Raw genomic sequence first — 17,942 nt, 5'->3', positions numbered from 1 at the left:
CTGGGCATCCGTGCCGCGCATCCGCTCCGGCGCTTTCGCCATGCGTATCTCAACCAACCCGCTTCTGCATCTCCATGGCTCCGAAGGGCGCGTTCACCTTTCCGCCAGTAATGAAATAGGCGAACACATCGCGCGGCGCAGGTGAGGGTGCACCGTCAGGCGCAAGCTCCGGCAGATCCCCGGGCAGGCGACCGGACGCGTAGGATTTCAGCCGATCCGCCCATGATGCGAAGGCGTCGTCCGGGTAGCAATGCGGGTTCTCGTCCTCGCCCTTCTGCAGGCGCAGATAGACGAAATCGCCTGTAATGTCGGCGATCATCGGATACTCCGCATGATCGGCGACCACGCAGGCGGTCTTATGCTTCCTCAAGAGATCCACAAATTCCGGCACAACGAAAGACGGATGCCGAACTTCGACAACATGCTTCAGTCGGATACCGTCCTGCTCTTTCGGAAGCAGCGACAGAAACGCGCCGAAATCGTCCGAATCGAATTGCTTCGTCGGCATGAACTGCCAGAGAATGGGCCCCAGTTTTGGTCCCAGCTCCGTGATCCCTGAGGACACAAACTTCATGACCGACTCGCCACCCTCGGCAAGCACACGTCGGTTCGTGCAGAACCGGCTCGCCTTCAGCGAGAAGACGAAATCTTCTGGTGCTTCAGCCGCCCATTTCGCGAAGGTCGCGGGCTTCTGGCTGGAATAATAGGTGCCGTTGACCTCGATGGCGCGGAGCTTGCTGCTGGCGTAGGAGAGCTCATCCTTCGCCTTCAGCTTCTCCGGATAGAAATGGTTCTTCCAGGGATCGAAGGTCCAGCCGCCAATGCCCGTGCGGATCGTTCCGGTCTCAGCCATTGGCTTTGCTCTTCTTATTCAGCAGCCTGATTGCGCCGAACCGGCCGGCGCGCCAGCAGTTCCTTGAGGAAATGCCCGGTATGAGAGGCCTCGACCTTCACGATATCCTCCGGCGTGCCTTCCGCCACGATCCGTCCGCCGCCATCGCCGCCTTCCGGACCGAAATCGAGAATCCAGTCGGCCGTCTTGATGACTTCGAGATTGTGCTCGATGACGATGACCGAATTGCCTTGGTTGACCAGTTCGTGCAGCATTTCCAGAAGCTTGGCGACATCGTGGAAATGCAGGCCGGTGGTCGGCTCATCGAGAATGTAGAGCGTACGCCCGGTCGAACGCTTCGACAGTTCCTTGGCCAGCTTCACGCGCTGCGCCTCGCCGCCCGAGAGCGTGTTCGCCTGCTGGCCGACCTTGATATAGCCGAGGCCGACATCGAACAGCGCCTGCAATTTGTCGCGCACGGATGGCACCGCATCGAAGAACTCGACGCCTTCCTCGACCGTCATGTCGAGCACGTCGGCGATCGACTTGCCCTTGAAATGCACATCCAGTGTCTCGCGATTGTAGCGCTTGCCATGGCAGACGTCGCAGGTGACGTAGACATCGGGCAGGAAATGCATTTCGATCTTGATCACGCCATCGCCCTGGCAGGCCTCGCAGCGGCCGCCCTTGACGTTGAACGAGAAGCGGCCCGGCTGATAGCCGCGTGCCTTCGCTTCAGGAAGGCCGGCGAACCAGTCGCGGATCGGCGTGAAGGCGCCGGTATAGGTCGCCGGGTTCGAACGCGGCGTGCGGCCGATCGGCGACTGGTCGATATCGATCACCTTGTCGATATGTTCGAAGCCGTCGATGCGGTCATGTTCTGCGGGATGTTCGCGCGCACCCATGATGCGCCGCGCTGCCGCCTTGTAGAGCGTTTCGATCAGAAAGGTCGATTTGCCGCCGCCCGACACACCCGACACAGCCGTGAACACGCCGAGCGGGATCGACGCCGTGATGTCCTTCAGATTGTTGCCGCGGGCACCATGAACCTTGATTTCCTTGCCCTTCTTCGGCTTGCGCCGGGTTTCGGGTACGGCAACGCCCAGTTCGCCGGTCAGATACTTGCCTGTCAGCGATTTGGGGCTCGCCATGATTTCGGCAGGCGTGCCTTGAGCGATGACCTGACCGCCATGGATGCCGGCCGCTGGCCCGATATCCACGACATAGTCGGCCGTCAGGATCGCATCCTCATCATGCTCGACCACGATCACCGTATTCCCGATGTCACGCAGATGCTTCAGCGTGTCGAGAAGGCGCGCATTGTCGCGCTGGTGCAGGCCGATAGACGGTTCGTCCAGCACGTAAAGGACGCCCGTCAGCCCGGAGCCGATCTGCGAGGCAAGCCGGATACGCTGGCTTTCACCACCCGACAGCGTGCCGGAATTGCGCGACATGCTGAGATATTCGAGGCCCACGTCGTTGAGGAAGCGCAGACGCTCGCGGATTTCCTTCAGGATACGCACCGCAATCTCGTTCTGCTTGGCTGTCAGCAGAGAAGGCAGGTCCTCGAACCAGTTGCGCGCATTGCGGATCGACATCTGCGTGACTTCGCCGATGTGCAGCCCGCCGATCTTCACCGCAAGTGCTTCAGGCTTCAGGCGGAAGCCGTTGCAGGCCGGGCAGGGGCTGTCGGCCATGAAACGCTCGATCTCCTCGCGTGCCCAGGCGCTGTCGGTTTCCTTCCAGCGGCGCTCCAGATTGGTCACCACGCCTTCGAATGTTTTTTCGGTCGTGTAGGCGCGCGAGCCATCCTTGTACTCGAACTTGATCTTCTCCTTCGTGCCGAAGAGGATCGCCTTTTGCGCCTCCTCCGGCAGATCAGACCATTTCTGTCCGAGCTTGAAACCGTAATGCTTTCCAAGCGCTTCCAGCGTCTGTCCGTAATAGGGCGACGAGGACTTGGCCCAGGGCGCGATCGCGCCGTCGCGGAGCGTCCTGTGCGGCTCCGGCACGATCAGCTGGGCATCGATCTTCTGCTGGAAACCCAGACCGTCGCAGGTCGGGCAGGCGCCGAAGGGATTGTTGAACGAGAACAGCCGCGGCTCGATTTCCGGAATGGTGAAGCCGGAGACAGGGCATGCGAATTTCTCTGAAAAAAGAACGCGTTCGTGCGTTTCGTTGAGAGACTTGTTGGCCGAACCGCCGGCGGATGTTTCTTCAGGAGGGAGCGGCTTGTCGGCGAATTCCGCAATCGCCAGACCATCAGCGAGCTTGAGGCATGTCTCCAGACTGTCTGCCAGGCGCGACGCCATGTCGGCGCGCACAACCGCGCGGTCGACCACGACATCGATATCATGCTTGTATTTCTTGTCGAGCGCGGGTGCGTCTGCGATCTCGTAGAACTGCCCGTCAATCTTGACGCGCTGAAAGCCCTTTTTCATGAGCTCCGCCAGTTCCTTCTTGTACTCACCCTTGCGCCCGCGCACCATTGGCGCGAGAATGTAGAGGCGTGTGCCTTCCGGAAATGTGAGAATCCGATCGACCATCTGGCTCACCGTCTGGCTCTCGATCGGCAGGCCTGTGGCAGGCGAATAGGGCACACCGGCGCGCGCGAAGAGCAGGCGCATATAGTCGTAGATTTCGGTGACCGTCCCGACCGTCGAGCGCGGATTGCGCGACGTCGTCTTCTGTTCGATCGAAATGGCTGGCGAGAGACCGTCGATCTGGTCGACATCCGGTTTTTGCATCATTTCGAGGAACTGGCGTGCATAAGCCGAGAGGCTCTCCACATAGCGCCTCTGGCCTTCCGCATAGATCGTGTCGAAGGCAAGCGACGATTTGCCGGAGCCCGAAAGACCGGTCATCACGATCAGCTTGTTGCGCGGCAGATCGAGGTCCACCCCCTTCAGATTGTGCTCGCGCGCGCCGCGAATGGAAATCGTCTTCAATTCACTCATGGGATCCACCGGCTAGAAGGGGAGATGATGCCTTATGCCGAATTTACGGCCGGCCTGTCGAGGCGGATCGGCGCTTCCCGCGACCTTGCCCCAATTCATTTCCCGAATCTGTTGACAATCCATAACAAGTTCAATAGAACAAATAAAGAACATTCTTCGGGAGGCACGATTTATTCGACAGCATTGAATGAGGGCAGGACCCTGCCAGTTCATGGCAGCATGTGCGGGCTGACGGGAAATGAGCTGTGGATTGGCTTTGCGGGCGTGGGCAAAGCCGCTCTGCAGGGTTTAAGGTGGCGGAACTTTCGGGCACATGGCCCGGCAACGATCTTCAGAACAGGGTTTGGTAGTATGGCTGGCAGCGTGAACAAGGTTATTCTCATCGGCAACGTCGGAGCCGATCCCGAAATCCGCCGCACGCAGGACGGCCGTCCGATCGCCAACCTGCGTATTGCCACGTCCGAACAGTGGCGCGACCGCAATTCCGGCGAGCGCAAGGAAAAGACCGAATGGCACAGCGTCGTTGTGTTCAACGAAGGCCTTTGCAAGGTCGTGGAGCAGTACGTCAAGAAGGGTGCCAAGCTCTATATCGAAGGCGCGCTGCAGACCCGCAAGTGGCAGGACCAGAACGGCAATGACCGCTACTCGACGGAAGTGGTGCTGCAGGGCTTCAACTCGACGTTGACGATGCTCGATGGGCGTGGTGAAGGCGGCGGTCGCAGCCAGGGCGGCGATTTTGGCGGTGATTATGGTGGCGGCAACGATTACGGTTCGTCGGCACCCGCGCCGCGCAGCGGTGGCGGCGGACGCGGCTCGTCACAGCCGGCCGGCAATTTCTCGCGTGATATGGATGATGATATCCCGTTCTGATGATCTGCGCTGATCGGCTGGTTTCAGAGAGAAATTCAGGAGTGGCCTGCCATGGCACAGCGTATTTCCAATGTCGCGCTCATTGTGCGCGATTACGACGAGGCGATCGCCTTCTACTGTGGTGTCCTCGGCTTCGAGTTGCAGGAGGACACCTACCAGCCGGAACAGGACAAGCGCTGGGTGGTCGTGCGCCCGCGCGACGTCCCCGGCAACAGCGGGACCGGCATTGTGCTGGCCCGTCCCTCCAATGCTGCGCAGGAGCCCTTTATCGGCCAGCAGGGCGGCGGCCGGGTCTTCATGTTTCTGGCGACCGACGATTTCAACCGTGACTTCGCTGATTATCGCGCCAAAGGCGTCGCCTTCGTGCGCGAGCCGCAGGTCATGCCATACGGGAAAGTGGCGGTCTTTGCAGACCTCTACGGCAATCTCTGGGATCTTGTGCAGTTCAGCGATGGTCATCCGCTGGCCGTTTCGAGCCGCTGATTGGTTCAGAGCACGGACTTCAAGCCGTCGATCACGAACTGCACCGAAAGGGCGGCCAGCAGCACACCGAGGAGGCGCGTCAGGATGGCGCGGCCCGAGCGGCCGAGGAAGCGGTCGATGCGGCTGGCAACCGTCAGTGAGACAAGAACCAGGATGATGCAGATGCCGATGACCCCGATCAGTTCGATCCGGTCGACCGGCGTGTGAAACGAGCCGGCCAGCAGGATGGTTGCCGAGATCGCGCCCGGGCCGGCAATCAGGGGCAGGGCGAGCGGAAAGACCGAGAGGTTGTGTACATGGTCCTCGACCACTGCCGTCTCCGACGTCTTCTGCTTGCGCGCCTCGCGGCGGTCGAAGATCATCTCGAAGGATATCGCGAAAAGTAGAAGCCCGCCGGCGATACGGAACGCACCGATGGAAATGCCCATGGTGTTCAGAATCGCCTCGCCGGCGATCGCAAAGACGGTGAGGATGCCGAAGGCGATGAGCGTGCCGCGTAGCGCCGTGCGGCGGCGCTCAAGAGAGGTCATGCCGTGGGTCAGCCCCAGAAAGATCGGGGCAAGGCCCGGCGGATCGATGGTCACGACCAGCGTCGTGAACGCGTTGACCAGTTGCTCATATCCCGCCATGTCATCCCCTTTTGGGCCTTTTCGCCTCGCATGGCGCAGCCTTTGTCCCGACCTTGATCGCAGATTGCCGAAAGTTTCAAGCTTTTCCGCAAAATGGACGCAAAACCTGTTGAGAACGGCCCCGAAAATTGGCGGTTCGCGGCGCTTTCCGCTATAAAAAACCACTGATTCCGAACAGAGAATGTGACCGAATTGACAGCGCAAATGACACCCGGCGGCAGGGGCCCGAGCGAAATCGAGCCCATTTCCATCATCGAAGAAATGCAGCGTTCCTATCTCGATTACGCGATGAGCGTGATCGTGAGCCGCGCGCTGCCCGACGTGCGCGACGGCATGAAGCCGGTGCATCGCCGAATTCTTTACGGCATGTCCGAGCTCGGCGTTGACTGGAACAAGAAATACGTCAAGTGCGCCCGCGTCACCGGCGACGTCATGGGTAAATATCACCCGCATGGCGATGCCGCGATCTACGATGCGCTGGCCCGCATGGCGCAGGACTGGTCGCTCCGCCTGCCGTTGATCGACGGCCAGGGCAATTTCGGCTCGGTCGACGGCGACCCGCCGGCAGCCCAGCGCTACACCGAATGCCGTCTGCAGAAGGTCGCGCACTCGCTGCTCGATGATCTTGACAAGGACACGGTCGATTTCCGCGACAACTATGACGGCACGCTGTCCGAGCCGGTGGTCATCCCCGCCAAGTTCCCGAACCTGCTGGTCAACGGCGCCGGCGGCATCGCGGTCGGCATGGCGACGAACATTCCGCCGCACAACCTGTCCGAAGTGATCAATGGCTGCATCGCCGTCATGGACAATCCGGCCATCGAGCTGTTGCAGCTCATGGAACATATTCCGGGTCCGGACTTCCCGACGGGCGCGCTGATCCTCGGCCGCGCCGGCATCCGCTCGGCCTATGAGACGGGCAGGGGCTCCGTCATCATGCGTGGCCGTGCCCGCATCGAGCCGATGCGCGGCGACCGCGAGCAGATCATCATCACCGAAATCCCGTATCAGGTGAACAAGTCGACGATGATCGAGAAGATGGCCGAACTGGTGCGCGAAAAGCGCGTCGAGGGCGTCTCCGACATTCGTGACGAATCCGACCGCGAGGGCTATCGCGTCGTCATCGAGCTGAAGCGCGATGCCAATGCCGAAGTCATCCTCAACCAGTTCTACCGCTACACGCCGCTGCAGACCTCTTTTGGCTGCAACATGGTGGCGCTGAACGGCGGGAAGCCGGAGCAGATGACGCTGATCGACATGCTGAAGGCCTTCGTGTCCTTCCGCGAAGACGTCGTCAGCCGTCGCACCAAGTACCTACTGCGCAAGGCGCGCGACCGCGCGCATGTCTTGGTCGGTCTGGCCATCGCCGTTGCCAATATCGACGAAATCATCAACCTCATCCGCCGCGCACCCGATCCGCAGACGGCGCGCGAGCAGTTGATGGAGCGTCGCTGGCCGGCCCATGACGTCGAGGCGCTGATCCGCCTGATCGACGATCCGCGCCACAAGATCAACGAGGACCTGACCTACAATCTTTCCGAAGAGCAGGCCCGTGCGATCCTCGAACTGCGCCTCGCCCGCCTCACGGCGCTCGGCCGCGATGAAATCGGCGACGAGCTGAACAAGATCGGCGAGGAAATCACCGATTACCTCGATATCCTGTCGTCGCGCCTGCGCATCCAGACCATCGTCAAGGACGAACTCATCGCCATCCGCGACGAATTCGGCACACCGCGCCGCTCGGAGATTGTCGAAGGCGGTCCGGACATGGAAGACGAGGACCTTATTGCCCGCGAGGACATGGTCGTCACCGTCAGCCATGCCGGCTATATCAAGCGCGTGCCGCTGACCACCTATCGCGCCCAGCGCCGCGGCGGCAAGGGTCGCTCCGGCATGGCGACGCGCGACGAGGATTTCGTCACGCGGCTCTTCGTCGCCAACACGCATACACCGGTTCTGTTCTTCTCCTCGCGTGGCATCGTCTACAAGGAAAAGGTCTGGCGCCTGCCGATCGGCACGCCGCAGTCGCGCGGCAAGGCCATGATCAACATGCTGCCGCTCGAACCCGGCGAACGCATCACCACGATCATGCCGCTGCCCGAGGACGAGACGACGTGGGAAAACCTCGACGTCATGTTCGCCACGACCCGCGGCACCGTTCGCCGCAACAAGCTCGGCGATTTCGTCCAGGTCAACCGCAACGGCAAGATCGCCATGAAGCTCGAGGAGGAGGGTGACGAGATCCTCTCCGTCGAGACCTGCACCGATCGCGACGACGTGTTGCTGACGACAGCACTTGGCCAGGCGATCCGCTTCCCCGTCGATGACGTCCGCGTCTTTGCCGGCCGCAACTCTATCGGCGTGCGCGGCATGACGATGGCGGAAGGCGACAGCCTGATCTCGATGACGATCCTCAGCCATGTGGATGCCGATCCGGCGGAACGTGCCGCCTATCTCAAGCGCTCGGCGGCAGAACGCCGCGCCATGGGCGTGGAAGAAGACGATATCGCCCTGGTCGGCGAGGAGGCAGGCGAGGTCACGGAACTCTCGGAAGAGCGCTATCAGGAACTCAAGGCCCGCGAACAGTTCGTGCTGACCGTTTCGGAACGTGGCTTCGGCAAGCGGTCCTCGTCTTACGACTTCCGCATCTCCGGCCGTGGTGGCAAGGGCATCCGCGCCACCGACACATCCAAGACCGGCGAAATCGGCGTTCTCGTCGCCGCCTTCCCGATCGAGGAAAGCGACCAGATCATGCTCGTCTCGGATGGCGGCCAGCTGATCCGCGTGCCGGTCAACGGCATCCGCATTGCCAGCCGCGCGACGAAGGGCGTCACGATCTTCTCGACCGCTGCGGATGAGAAGGTCGTCTCGGTAGAGCGCATCAGCGAGCCGGAAGGTGACGATGAGGCGGAGGCCTTAGCCGAAGAGGGCGCAGCTGTGGGGGGCAGCGCGGCGCCTGGTTCCGGCGAGCCTTCTGAAGGCGAAGTGAGCGAATGAGAAACAGAAAGGCCGGCTGCAACGCCGGCCTTTCTGTTTGCATCGGCTGCCGGCGTGGTAGTCGCCGAAAAATGCAGGAACAATACCAAGCGACAATGATTACCGGGTTGGCAGGGGCCCCCTGGGGTCGACCAATGTGGCGTCTCTGATCTCTTCAGGCGAGAGTACGCCGTCGCCGTTCCGATCGATCCATCGATAGGCCTTTTCAACGGCCATGAGAAATTCGGCCTTGGAGACCGATTTGTCGCCATCGGCGTCCAAGGTTTCGAGACGGTCCGCGGGAATGAGCCCGCCCGAAGGCGAGAAGCTCGAAGTGCCGCTCTTCGAAGCCGCCGCAGCGAGGATTTCCGTCAACGTGATCTTGCCGTTCCCATCGCCGTCATATGCGAAATCGGCCGCTTCAGCTTTCTCCAGAATCTCTGCGGCCTGTTCCTTGGTCGGGGAGATGGAAATTCCGGTGTTGGAGCGCAGGGGCGAATTTGCGCTTGCAGCGTAGAAAATATCGAGATCGCTTTTGGTGATCTGGCCATCGCCATCGACGTCTTTGCGGAGCAAGCCCGAGACAAACTGGGCCCGCATTTCGGCTCGCGCCAAGGCATCTCGCCTCTCGAAAAACTGGCGGTCTATGGAATCCTGCCCACCGGAAACCCCGGTGAAAATGCTCGCCATACGCTGCTTCACCTCAACAAGGTTCCCGCCGCGCTGGCTTGCTATCATGCGGATCAACCAAGGTTCCGCCGATGGGGAGTTGCCGCCGGTGGAGGGCGAGGGGGCGTTCTGGATGGTCAGAACGGATGCGGTGAGCAAGAGCACGCGAAGCATTTCAATCATTCCTTCTCTGCTAAAGTTCAGGCGAGACAAGAACACGCTGTGATTGAAGAATGATGAAGCCGGTGTGGAAAATGCTCTTGAGTTTCAAAGCGGCCAAAAGCGCCCTTCCCAGTCTTCGGCCAGCACCGCGCAGGGAAGGGGTGCGGGCGTCCGTTTGATGAAGTGCGACTATTGCCATTCATTGTGCGGCTCACCAGATAAAGTCTGTCGATTGAACCGAAAGGAATGACATGCGCCTGCTGATTGCCCTGATCCTCCCCTGGCTCACCTTCTTCACCATCGGCAGACCCATCGCAGGCATCATCTGCCTGATCCTGCAAATCACGCTGATCGGCTGGCTGCCGGCCGCGATCTGGGCGGTTTATGCGCTCGGTCAGTACAATACGGACAAGAAGATCGAAAAGGCGCTGGGTCAGCGAGGCTAATCTTTGAGACGCGAATGAAGCGTCACGAGACGCTGACACGAAAAAGGCCGGTTGAGCACCGGCCTTTGAATGCATAAGAGGCGAAGTCTCCGATCAGCCTTCCTCGCCACTCTCATCATTCGACAATTGCAAAATCGCCCCCGCCAGCGTTTCCGGCATCTGCGCACCGGAAACCCCATACTTGCCGTCGAGGATGAAGAAGGGTACGCCGGTCACGCCCATTTTCTGCGCGGCATCGATCTCGCCGAGTACGGTGTCCTTGTCGGCATCGCCTTCGAGCAACCTGGCGATCACGTCCCCATCCATGCCGGCTTCGCGAGCGATTTCGACGAGCACCTTATGGTCGCCAACATTGCGGCCTTGCGTGAAATTCGCCTTGAAGAGCAGGTCCGCGACCTTGTTCTGGATGTCGCGGCCGTGCTGCAGGGCCCAGTGGAGCACGCGGTGCGCATCAAGCGTGTTCGGACCGACCTTGATCGCGTCGAAATCATACTCGATCCCGGCTTCCTTGCCGTATTGGGCGATCTGCGCATGCGCGCTGTCGACCTTATCCTTGCCGCCAAATTTGGAGGCGAGCCATGCCTGATGGTCGATGCCTTCCGCCGGAATATCCGGGTTCAGACGATAGGGCCGCCATGTGATCGCGACATCGGCCTGACCTGCGGTCATGGCAAGGGCCTGCTCCAGCCGCGCCTTGCCGAGATAACACCACGGACAAACAACGTCGGAGACGATATCGATGGAAACGGTTCTCAAGACGGCGATCCTTTTGGATTTGAAGGGGTTTCGACAGAGCCTATAGCGGCTTTTCATCCCAAAATGTACAAAAACGAGGAAACAGTCTGTTTCAAGTTTGGATTTTATTGCGCCTGGGCGGTGCCATCCCACCAGGTGGGCAGCGAGTAGCCATAGAGCGGCGTCACCGGCGGGTGCATCAGGTTCTTGCGATGCGCCACCCATTGCTGGGCGATGTGGTAGAGCGGCACCACGTAGTAGCGCGACATCAGTACACGGTCGAGCGCGCGGACGGCCGTGACGAAATCCTCCTGTCCGCGAGCGCTGACGATCGCATTAAGGATGCGGTCGATGCCGGGATCGGCCACACCTGCGAAACTATCGGTACCCTTGATGTCCCGGCTTTGCGAGCCCCAGCGGCCGACCTGTTCGATCCCGGGCGAGAGCGAGGAGGGGAAGGACTTGAGAATCACATCATAGTCGAAGGATTGGCTGCGCTGCTGATAGGAGCTGTCATCGACAGTGCGGACGGCGGCATCCACCCCAAGGGCGGTCAAAAAACGCTGATAGGCGAGGGCAATCTTTTCCTGATCCGGGTTCTGCGTCATGATCTCGAAGGCGAGCTGACGGCCATGGACATCCACCATGCTGCCATTCCGGATGGTGTAACCGGCAGCCTTCAAAAGATCGACGGCGTGGCGCAGAACCTTCCGGTCGCGGCCCGATCCGTCCGTGACGGGAAGCTTGTAACTTCCGTCTATAAAGGCCGGCTCCATGGCCTTTTTCATGTCACCGATCAGAGCAAGCTCCTGCGGACTTGCAGGCCGGCCATAGCTCGACAGGTCGGAGTTCTGCCAGAAGCTCTCCGTGCGGTCATACACCTCGCCGAAGAGATTGCGGTCGACCCATTCGAAATCGAAGGCGAGCGTGAGCGCCTCGCGAACGCGCTGATCCTGAAACAGTGGCCGCCGCGTATTGAAGACGAATCCGAACATGCCGGATGGCAGCTTCGGCTTGAATTCCTCGCGCACGATCTCCCCATTGCGGACGGCCGGGAAATTGTAGGAATCGCGCCAGTGAGTCGGACTGCCGTCGGCGTAGAGATCCACATCGCCCTTCTTGAACGCCTCGAAAAGCGTCTGGTCCTGAAGGTAGTAATTGACGGTCACACGGTCGTAATTCGCAAGGCCGCGCATGGCGGGAATATTCTTGCCCCAGTAATCGGGATTGCGCTTGTAGACGATCTTCTCGCCGGGCTTCACGGTGTCGATGACATAGGGACCGGAGCCGATCATCGGCGCCAGACCGCTCTGCTCGAATGTCTTGGGATCAATCAGATGTTTCGGCAGGATCGGCGACATCGCCAGCAGCAGCGGGAACTCGCGGTCGGCATCCTTGGTAAAGGTGAAGCGGACGCTGTTATCGCCAACCTTCTCCATTTTTTCGACCTTCTTCAGGCGATTGGAGAAGGGCGGGCGGCCATGGTCGCGCAAAAGCTCGAAGCTGAAGATGACGTCGTCCGCGGTGACTGGCTTGCCATCGGACCAGCGGGCGCGCGAATCAAGATTGAACTGCATGAAGGTCCGGTCTGCATCCATCTCGATCGATTTGGCCAGCAGTCCGTAAAGGGTGAAGGGCTCGTCGGCCGATCGCATCATGAGCGATTCGAAGACGAGATTGCCGAATTGCGGATCCCAAAGGCCACGCGCCGTCGTGCGCATGCCCTTCAGCACGAAGGGATTGAGGCTGTCGAAGGTGCCGACGACCCCATAGGTGATCGAGCCGCCGTCCGGGGCCTTCGGATCGGCATAGGGCAGGTGATCGAAGTCGGCGGGCAGGGCGGGGCTTCCATGCATGGCCAGCCCGTGCACCGGCTCCGCACGTCCGCTTGCGCCGGTCAGAATACCCGCGCCCGTGAAAAGCATAGCAGTGAAGGCAAGCAGCAATCTCAAATACAGGCCCTTCCAGAAAATCGACGATTCGCCGGCGAGGTTATCACGCAATGGGTCCAAAACGCGGCTCGCACTGTTCAACGGGCGTAAAAATCGGATTGCGGGGCTGGAAAAACGGTATTCACTTCTGTAACAGGAAGTGAAACTGCGCGGGTCATTCAAATGCCTCATTTGGCACACAGACACCGCGACAAGATTTTAGCGAGCGGGGCGCGCGGCGCCCGGGCTTGTGGAACGATGACACCGGGAGACCAAAACCGAATGACTATTTCTCTGAAGAAGTTCGCCGTTGCTGCCATTGGTGGCCTGTCCATGCTTGTTGCAGGCACTGCCGTAAACGCGCAGGACGCCGCTCCAGAAGGCGCACCGCCGGCGCTTCCGCAGGGCTGGTTCAAGGTCTGCACCAAGCAGGAAGACAATGACGTCTGCATCGTTCAGAACCTGCAGCAGGCGGCCAATGGCCAGCTTCTGACGGCTGTCGGTCTCATCACCGTATCCGGCAAGGTAAACCGCAAGCTGATTCAGGTTTCGGTTCCGTCCGCCCGCGCCATCGCACCGGGTATCCTGATGCAGATCGACGGCGGCAAGGGCCAGAAGCTCGATTACGCCGTCTGCATGCCCGACAAGTGCATAGCGGAAGCTCCGCTGACCGACGGCCTGATTGCCGCGCTGAAGAAGGGCAACGAAGTCGTCTTCACCTCGATCAACTTCCAGCGCGCTCCCAACCCGATCAAGATTTCGCTTGAAGGCTTCGGTACGTCCTTCGACGGCGCACCGGTCGAGCAGTCGAAGCTTGAAGAAACCCAGCGTGCGCTGCAGGAAAAGACGCTGAAGGAAGCTGAAGCCCGCCGCAAGAAGCTGGAAGACGCCCAGAAGGCTGCGACGCAGAACCCGAAGTAAGCTTCGCCAGAATAATATCAGAAAGCCCGGAATTCACATTCCGGGCTTTTTTGTTTGTCGGACTCGAAAGCTGACACACCAAACCTGTCGTCGGCGCATCTTAATGGGCAACGATCGCTTTCGGTCTGTAACGACCCGGATCAGCGGCCTCGAAGATCTGGGTGATCTGCGGATGCCTCAGCGGTGTTCCGCTGTCATCCGGCACGAGGTTCTGCTCCGAAACATACGCGACATATTCTGTCTCATCGTTTTCCGCGAGCAGATGATAGAACGGCTGCTCACGGGTAGGACGAACCTCGGCAGGGATGGAGTTCCACCATTCCTCCGTGTTGGCATATTCCGGATCGACATCAAAGATCACGCCCCGGAAGGGAAAGATCCGGTGGCGCACGACCTGCCCAATCTGATATTTCGCGATACCTTGTTTCACTGTCATATTCCTTTCATAGGAATATTTGGTGCAAATCTCGCAAAGTGCAAGAGGTCCGGTGTCTGCGGCATGCCGCGAAGGGTTTCTGAAGCGTCTTTTGCATCAGTCCAATGAGTTTGTTCCATAATCTATCTTATCTGATTTATATATGGCGTGGGGGTACGCGCTATACCGAAGTGCGACTTTTGAAGTGTGGCAGGATGTTGAAGATGGAAAGGACATCCTGAATGAAGACCCGATACAGTCACCTCACCCTTGCCTATAGGCGTCAGATCGAACGCTGGCGGTTGATGAAAATGAGCGCTACGGAGATCGCTGAGCGGCTTGGACGCCGCTGGATCATACCAGCGAGCACCGCGAACGGACAGGCGGCCATGCGCCGGTCGCAGCGTTTAAGCCGGGTCGATGTCACCCCTCGCCCAGTTTTCCATCGTTTCCGCATAGAAGTCGGTGAAGCGGTTCTCGGCAATTGCGGCGCGAATGCCCTGCATGAGCTCCTGATAATAGGCTAGATTGTGCCACGAGAGCAGCATGCCGCCTAGCGCCTCGTTGGAGCGCACGAGATGGTGGAGATAGGCGCGGGAATAGTCGCGCGAGGCCGGGCAGGACGACGCCTCATCCAGCGGGCGCAGATCTTCTGCATGGCGAGCGTTGCGGATGTTTACCTTGCCGCGCCGCGTGAAAGCGAGGCCGTGGCGACCGGAGCGGGTCGGCATGACGCAGTCGAACATGTCGACGCCGACAGCCACCGATTTCAGGATATCTTCCGGCGTGCCGACGCCCATCAGATAGCGCGGCTTCTCGGACGGCAGCACCGGCAGCGTCGTTTCGAGCATCTGTAGCATGACCGCCTGCGGCTCACCGACGGCAAGTCCGCCGATGGCGTAGCCCTTGAGGTCGAGCGCCTTCAGCGCTTCGGCCGAGCGGATGCGCAGGTCCGGCTGGTCGCCGCCTTGCACGATCCCGAACATCGCCTTGCCGGGCTGGTCGCCGAAGGCAACCTTGCAGCGCTCGGCCCAGCGTATTGACATTTCCATGGCGCGCTCGATTTCCTTGCGCTCGGCAGGCAGCGCCACGCATTCGTCGAGCTGCATCTGGATATCGCTGTCGAGCAGGCCCTGAATTTCGATCGAGCGTTCCGGCGACATGTGGTGCAGCGAGCCGTCAACATGGCTCTTGAAGGTCACGCCCTGCTCGTCGAGCTTGCGCAGGCCGGAAAGCGACATGACCTGGAAGCCGCCGCTGTCAGTGAGGATCGGCTTTTCCCAGCGGATGAGATTGTGCAGGCCCCCGAGGCGGGCGACTCGCTCGGCGCCGGGCCGCAGCATCAGGTGATAGGTATTGCCGAGTATGATGTCGGCGCCCAGATCACGGACCTGGTCGAGATACATGGCCTTGACCGTGCCGACCGTGCCGACCGGCATGAAGGCCGGCGTGCGGATTTCGCCGCGCGGCATCGAAATCTGGCCAAGGCGCGCCTTGCCGTCGGTGTTCTTGAGCTGGAATTGAAAGGCTTGGCTCATTTGCTATTCCTGAAAAGCAGGCTCGAATCCCCGTAGGAATAGAAGCGGTAGCCGTTTTCGATCGCGTATTCATAGGCCGCATGCATGGTCTCGAAACCGGCAAAGGCGGAGACGAGCATGAAGAGCGTCGATTTCGGCAGGTGGAAATTGGTCATCAGCGCATCGATGGCGCGGAAGCGGTAGCCGGGCGTGATGAAGATATCTGTCGCGCCGGACCACGCCTCGATGACGCCATCCTCGCGGGCGGCACTTTCGAGAAGGCGCAGTGATGTCGTGCCGACCGAGACGATGCGGCCGCCCCTCGCCCGCACGGCATTCAGAGCCGCTGCGGTCTCAGCACTGACAGTACCGCGCTCCTCATGCATCTTGTGGTCGGCGGTGTCGTCGGCCTTGACCGGCAGGAAAGTGCCCGCCCCCACATGCAGCGTCACGAAATGCCGTTCGATACCGCGCTTTTCAAGCGCGTCGAAAAGACGGGGCGTGAAATGCAGGCCCGCGGTGGGGGCGGCGACCGCGCCGTTCTCGCGGGCATAGATCGTCTGGTAGTCGGTCTTGTCCTTCTCGTCTTCCGCGCGCTTGGCGGCGATATAGGGCGGCAGCGGAATATGGCCGGCAGAGAAGATAGCCTCGTCTAGCGCCGGGCCGGAGAGATCGAAGAGAAGCGTTACTTCCGCCTCATCGCGCGCCTCGACGGTCGCGTCGAGCGTGCCGAGCATGCAGGTCTTGCCGGCATGGCCAAACTGGATACGGTCGCCGCGCTTCAGACGTTTGGCCGGGCGGGCGAAGGCCTTCCAGCGAGCCCCATCGACGCGCATGTGGAGCGTGACGGAAATGCTCGCCCCCTCGCCGCCTTCGCGTGTCCGGAAACCTTCGAGCTGCGCCGGGATCACCTTGGTGTCGTTAAAGACCAGCGCATCGCCGGGCTGGAGCAAATCCGGCAGGTCAAGCACACCCTTGTCGCAGAGGACCGGATCTGCATCTGCGTTGACAACAAGCATGCGCGCACTGTCGCGCGGATCGGCTGGTCGCAGCGCAATGTTTTCCTCAGGCAGGTCGAAGTCGAACAGGTCTACACGCATGGTCTTTATGAATTTTCGGGCATCTTACGGAGGCCCTTAAACATGAAAACGCCCCGGCAGCAAAGACCGGGGCGCCAATTTGATGTCGCCGGAGGCGATCAGGCGTCTGCAGCAACCTTCATCGACACAATGGTGTCGGGATTGCGAACCGGCTCGCCGCGTTCGATCTTATCAATATTGTCCATGCCTTCGATGACCTGGCCCCAGACCGAGTACTGGCGGTTCAGCCACGGAGCGTCGGTGAAGCAGATGAAGAACTGCGAATTGGCGGAGTTCGGGTTCTGCGAACGGGCCATGGAGCAGGTGCCGCGCACGTGGCTCATGTTGGAGAATTCGGCCTTCAGGTCCGGCTTTTCGGAGCCGCCCATGCCGGCACGGGCCGGGTTGAAATCCTTGCCGCCGGTCTTGCCGAACTTCACGTCGCCGGTCTGGGCCATGAAATCTTCGATGACGCGATGGAAGACGACGCCGTCATAGGCGCCTTCGCGGGCCAGTTCCTTGATGCGTGCGACATGGCCGGGGGCCAGATCCGGCAGAAGCTGGATCACGACCTTACCCTTGGTCGTTTCCATGACGATGGTGTTTTCCGGATCCTTGATCTCGGCCATGGGGTCTCTCCTTCAGTCTGATGTGTTGTGGTGGTCGGTTCAGCGTTGATGCATCTGCACCTGTCGTGGCTGCAAACTGCGGCGCACGACAGCGCGTTATGCCTTAGGGCTTGCCAACCGTTGCCTTGATGATCTTGTCGGGATTGCTGACTTCGCCATTGCTGCCCTCGCCGCGCTTGATCTTGTCGACGGCTTCCATGCCGGAAACGACCTTGCCGACGACCGTATACTGGCCGTTCAGGAAAGAGCCCGGGGCGAACATGATGAAGAACTGCGAATTGGCGGAATCCGGGTTCTGCGAACGGGCCATGCCGACCGTGCCGCGCTCGAACGGCACCTTGGAAAATTCAGCCTTCAGGTCAGGTAGGCTGGAACCGCCCATGCCGGCCATCTTCGGCTGATAGCCCTTCGTTGAATTGCCGAACTTCACGTCACCCGTCTGAGCCATGAAGCCATCGATCACGCGGTGGAAGACGACGCCGTCATACTCGCCCTTCTTGGCCAGATCTTCCAGGCGCTTGACGCTGTTGGGGGCGACATCTGGCATGAGCTTGATGACAACCGGGCCATCCTTGAGCTGCAGCGTCAGATATTCATCGGCAGCGCGTGCGACCGAGGCCGAGAAGGCGGCGATCGAAACGAGGCCGGCGGCGAGGATGTGAGACAGTTTCATGGATGCTCCGTGACGTGA

The 17,942-nt window shown here is 60.4% G+C and carries 17 protein-coding genes; 6 read left to right on the top strand and 11 right to left on the bottom strand.

The genetic code is table 11. The annotated features are described in order from the left end of the window. Positions 1-49: 49 nt before the first annotated feature. Both LQK83_RS04360 and uvrA read right to left on the bottom strand, forming a co-directional pair. Entirely contained in the window at positions 50-853 is an 804-nt protein-coding gene (locus tag LQK83_RS04360; protein ID WP_230836026.1) for a DUF72 domain-containing protein, read from the bottom strand. A gap of 14 nt (positions 854-867) precedes the next feature. After that, positions 868-3,789, bottom strand: coding sequence for an excinuclease ABC subunit UvrA (gene uvrA, locus LQK83_RS04355; RefSeq protein WP_230836025.1), 2,922 nt, complete (start codon positions 3,787-3,789; stop codon positions 868-870). Positions 3,790-4,140: 351 nt separating this feature from the next. Here uvrA and LQK83_RS04350 point away from each other — a divergent pair, with 351 nt between their 5' ends. Both LQK83_RS04350 and LQK83_RS04345 read left to right on the top strand, forming a co-directional pair. Next, entirely contained in the window at positions 4,141-4,659 is a 519-nt protein-coding gene (locus LQK83_RS04350; protein ID WP_230836312.1) for a single-stranded DNA-binding protein, read from the top strand. A gap of 51 nt (positions 4,660-4,710) precedes the next feature. Next, a complete protein-coding gene (locus LQK83_RS04345; protein ID WP_230836024.1) occupies positions 4,711-5,142 on the top strand; it encodes a VOC family protein in 432 nt (143 codons plus the stop codon). Positions 5,143-5,147: 5 nt separating this feature from the next. Here LQK83_RS04345 and LQK83_RS04340 read toward each other — a convergent pair whose 3' ends face one another. Then, a complete protein-coding gene (locus LQK83_RS04340; protein ID WP_230836023.1) occupies positions 5,148-5,771 on the bottom strand; it encodes a MarC family protein in 624 nt (207 codons plus the stop codon). 192 nt (positions 5,772-5,963) lie between these two features. On the opposite strand from LQK83_RS04340, the gene gyrA reads away from it, so the two are divergent. Beyond that, positions 5,964-8,768, top strand: a complete 2,805-nt coding sequence (gene gyrA, locus LQK83_RS04335; RefSeq protein ID WP_442966708.1) for a DNA gyrase subunit A — start codon at positions 5,964-5,966, stop codon at positions 8,766-8,768. Positions 8,769-8,867: 99 nt separating this feature from the next. On the opposite strand, the gene LQK83_RS04330 is transcribed toward gyrA, so the two are convergent. Further along, positions 8,868-9,599 carry an EF-hand domain-containing protein gene (locus tag LQK83_RS04330; RefSeq protein WP_230836022.1) on the bottom strand — a complete coding sequence of 244 codons (732 nt, stop codon included), beginning with the start codon at positions 9,597-9,599 and terminating at the stop codon, positions 8,868-8,870. Between the two features lie 230 nt (positions 9,600-9,829). Between LQK83_RS04330 and LQK83_RS04325 the strand changes: the two genes are divergently transcribed. After that, positions 9,830-10,024 (top strand): YqaE/Pmp3 family membrane protein, encoded by a 195-nt coding sequence (locus LQK83_RS04325; protein ID WP_112627362.1) that lies wholly within the window; start codon positions 9,830-9,832, stop codon positions 10,022-10,024. A 93-nt stretch (positions 10,025-10,117) separates the two neighbouring features. Here the strand turns inward: LQK83_RS04325 and LQK83_RS04320 are convergent, their stop codons facing one another. Then, a complete protein-coding gene (locus LQK83_RS04320; RefSeq protein ID WP_230836021.1) occupies positions 10,118-10,780 on the bottom strand; it encodes a DsbA family oxidoreductase in 663 nt (220 codons plus the stop codon). Between the two features lie 104 nt (positions 10,781-10,884). Further along, a complete protein-coding gene (locus LQK83_RS04315) occupies positions 10,885-12,684 on the bottom strand; it encodes an extracellular solute-binding protein (RefSeq protein ID WP_230836308.1) in 1,800 nt (599 codons plus the stop codon). A 288-nt stretch (positions 12,685-12,972) separates the two neighbouring features. Between LQK83_RS04315 and LQK83_RS04310 the strand changes: the two genes are divergently transcribed. Beyond that, entirely contained in the window at positions 12,973-13,611 is a 639-nt protein-coding gene (locus tag LQK83_RS04310) for an invasion associated locus B family protein (protein WP_442966696.1), read from the top strand. A gap of 100 nt (positions 13,612-13,711) precedes the next feature. On the opposite strand, the gene hspQ is transcribed toward LQK83_RS04310, so the two are convergent. Next, the gene (gene hspQ, locus LQK83_RS04305; RefSeq protein ID WP_230836305.1) at positions 13,712-14,041 is read right to left on the bottom strand and encodes a heat shock protein HspQ; all 330 of its coding nucleotides are present in this window, start codon (positions 14,039-14,041) and stop codon (positions 13,712-13,714) included. 227 nt (positions 14,042-14,268) lie between these two features. Here hspQ and LQK83_RS21815 point away from each other — a divergent pair, with 227 nt between their 5' ends. Continuing rightward, positions 14,269-14,553 carry a helix-turn-helix domain-containing protein gene (locus LQK83_RS21815; RefSeq protein WP_442966695.1) on the top strand — a complete coding sequence of 95 codons (285 nt, stop codon included), beginning with the start codon at positions 14,269-14,271 and terminating at the stop codon, positions 14,551-14,553. On the opposite strand, the gene tgt is transcribed toward LQK83_RS21815, so the two are convergent. The 4 genes from tgt to LQK83_RS04285 form a co-directional block, all read right to left on the bottom strand. Further along, positions 14,434-15,564, bottom strand: coding sequence for a tRNA guanosine(34) transglycosylase Tgt (gene tgt / locus LQK83_RS04300; RefSeq protein WP_230836020.1), 1,131 nt, complete (start codon positions 15,562-15,564; stop codon positions 14,434-14,436). The two genes, LQK83_RS21815 and tgt, sit on opposite strands and share 120 nt — an antisense overlap. Beyond that, a complete protein-coding gene (gene queA, locus LQK83_RS04295) occupies positions 15,561-16,643 on the bottom strand; it encodes a tRNA preQ1(34) S-adenosylmethionine ribosyltransferase-isomerase QueA (RefSeq protein ID WP_230836019.1) in 1,083 nt (360 codons plus the stop codon). Before queA ends, tgt begins: the two co-directional genes overlap by 4 nt. A gap of 98 nt (positions 16,644-16,741) precedes the next feature. Continuing rightward, a complete protein-coding gene (locus tag LQK83_RS04290; protein ID WP_230836018.1) occupies positions 16,742-17,251 on the bottom strand; it encodes a peptidylprolyl isomerase in 510 nt (169 codons plus the stop codon). Positions 17,252-17,354: 103 nt separating this feature from the next. After that, positions 17,355-17,924 (bottom strand): peptidylprolyl isomerase, encoded by a 570-nt coding sequence (locus tag LQK83_RS04285; protein ID WP_230836017.1) that lies wholly within the window; start codon positions 17,922-17,924, stop codon positions 17,355-17,357. Between the last annotated feature and the right edge of the window lie 18 nt (positions 17,925-17,942).

This window comes from Rhizobium sp. C1, from assembly GCF_021026335.1.
GTDB lineage: Bacteria > Pseudomonadota > Alphaproteobacteria > Rhizobiales > Rhizobiaceae > Ensifer_A.
Note: the sequence above shows the minus strand (reverse complement) of the source record. Positions and strands in the feature narration are given on the sequence as shown.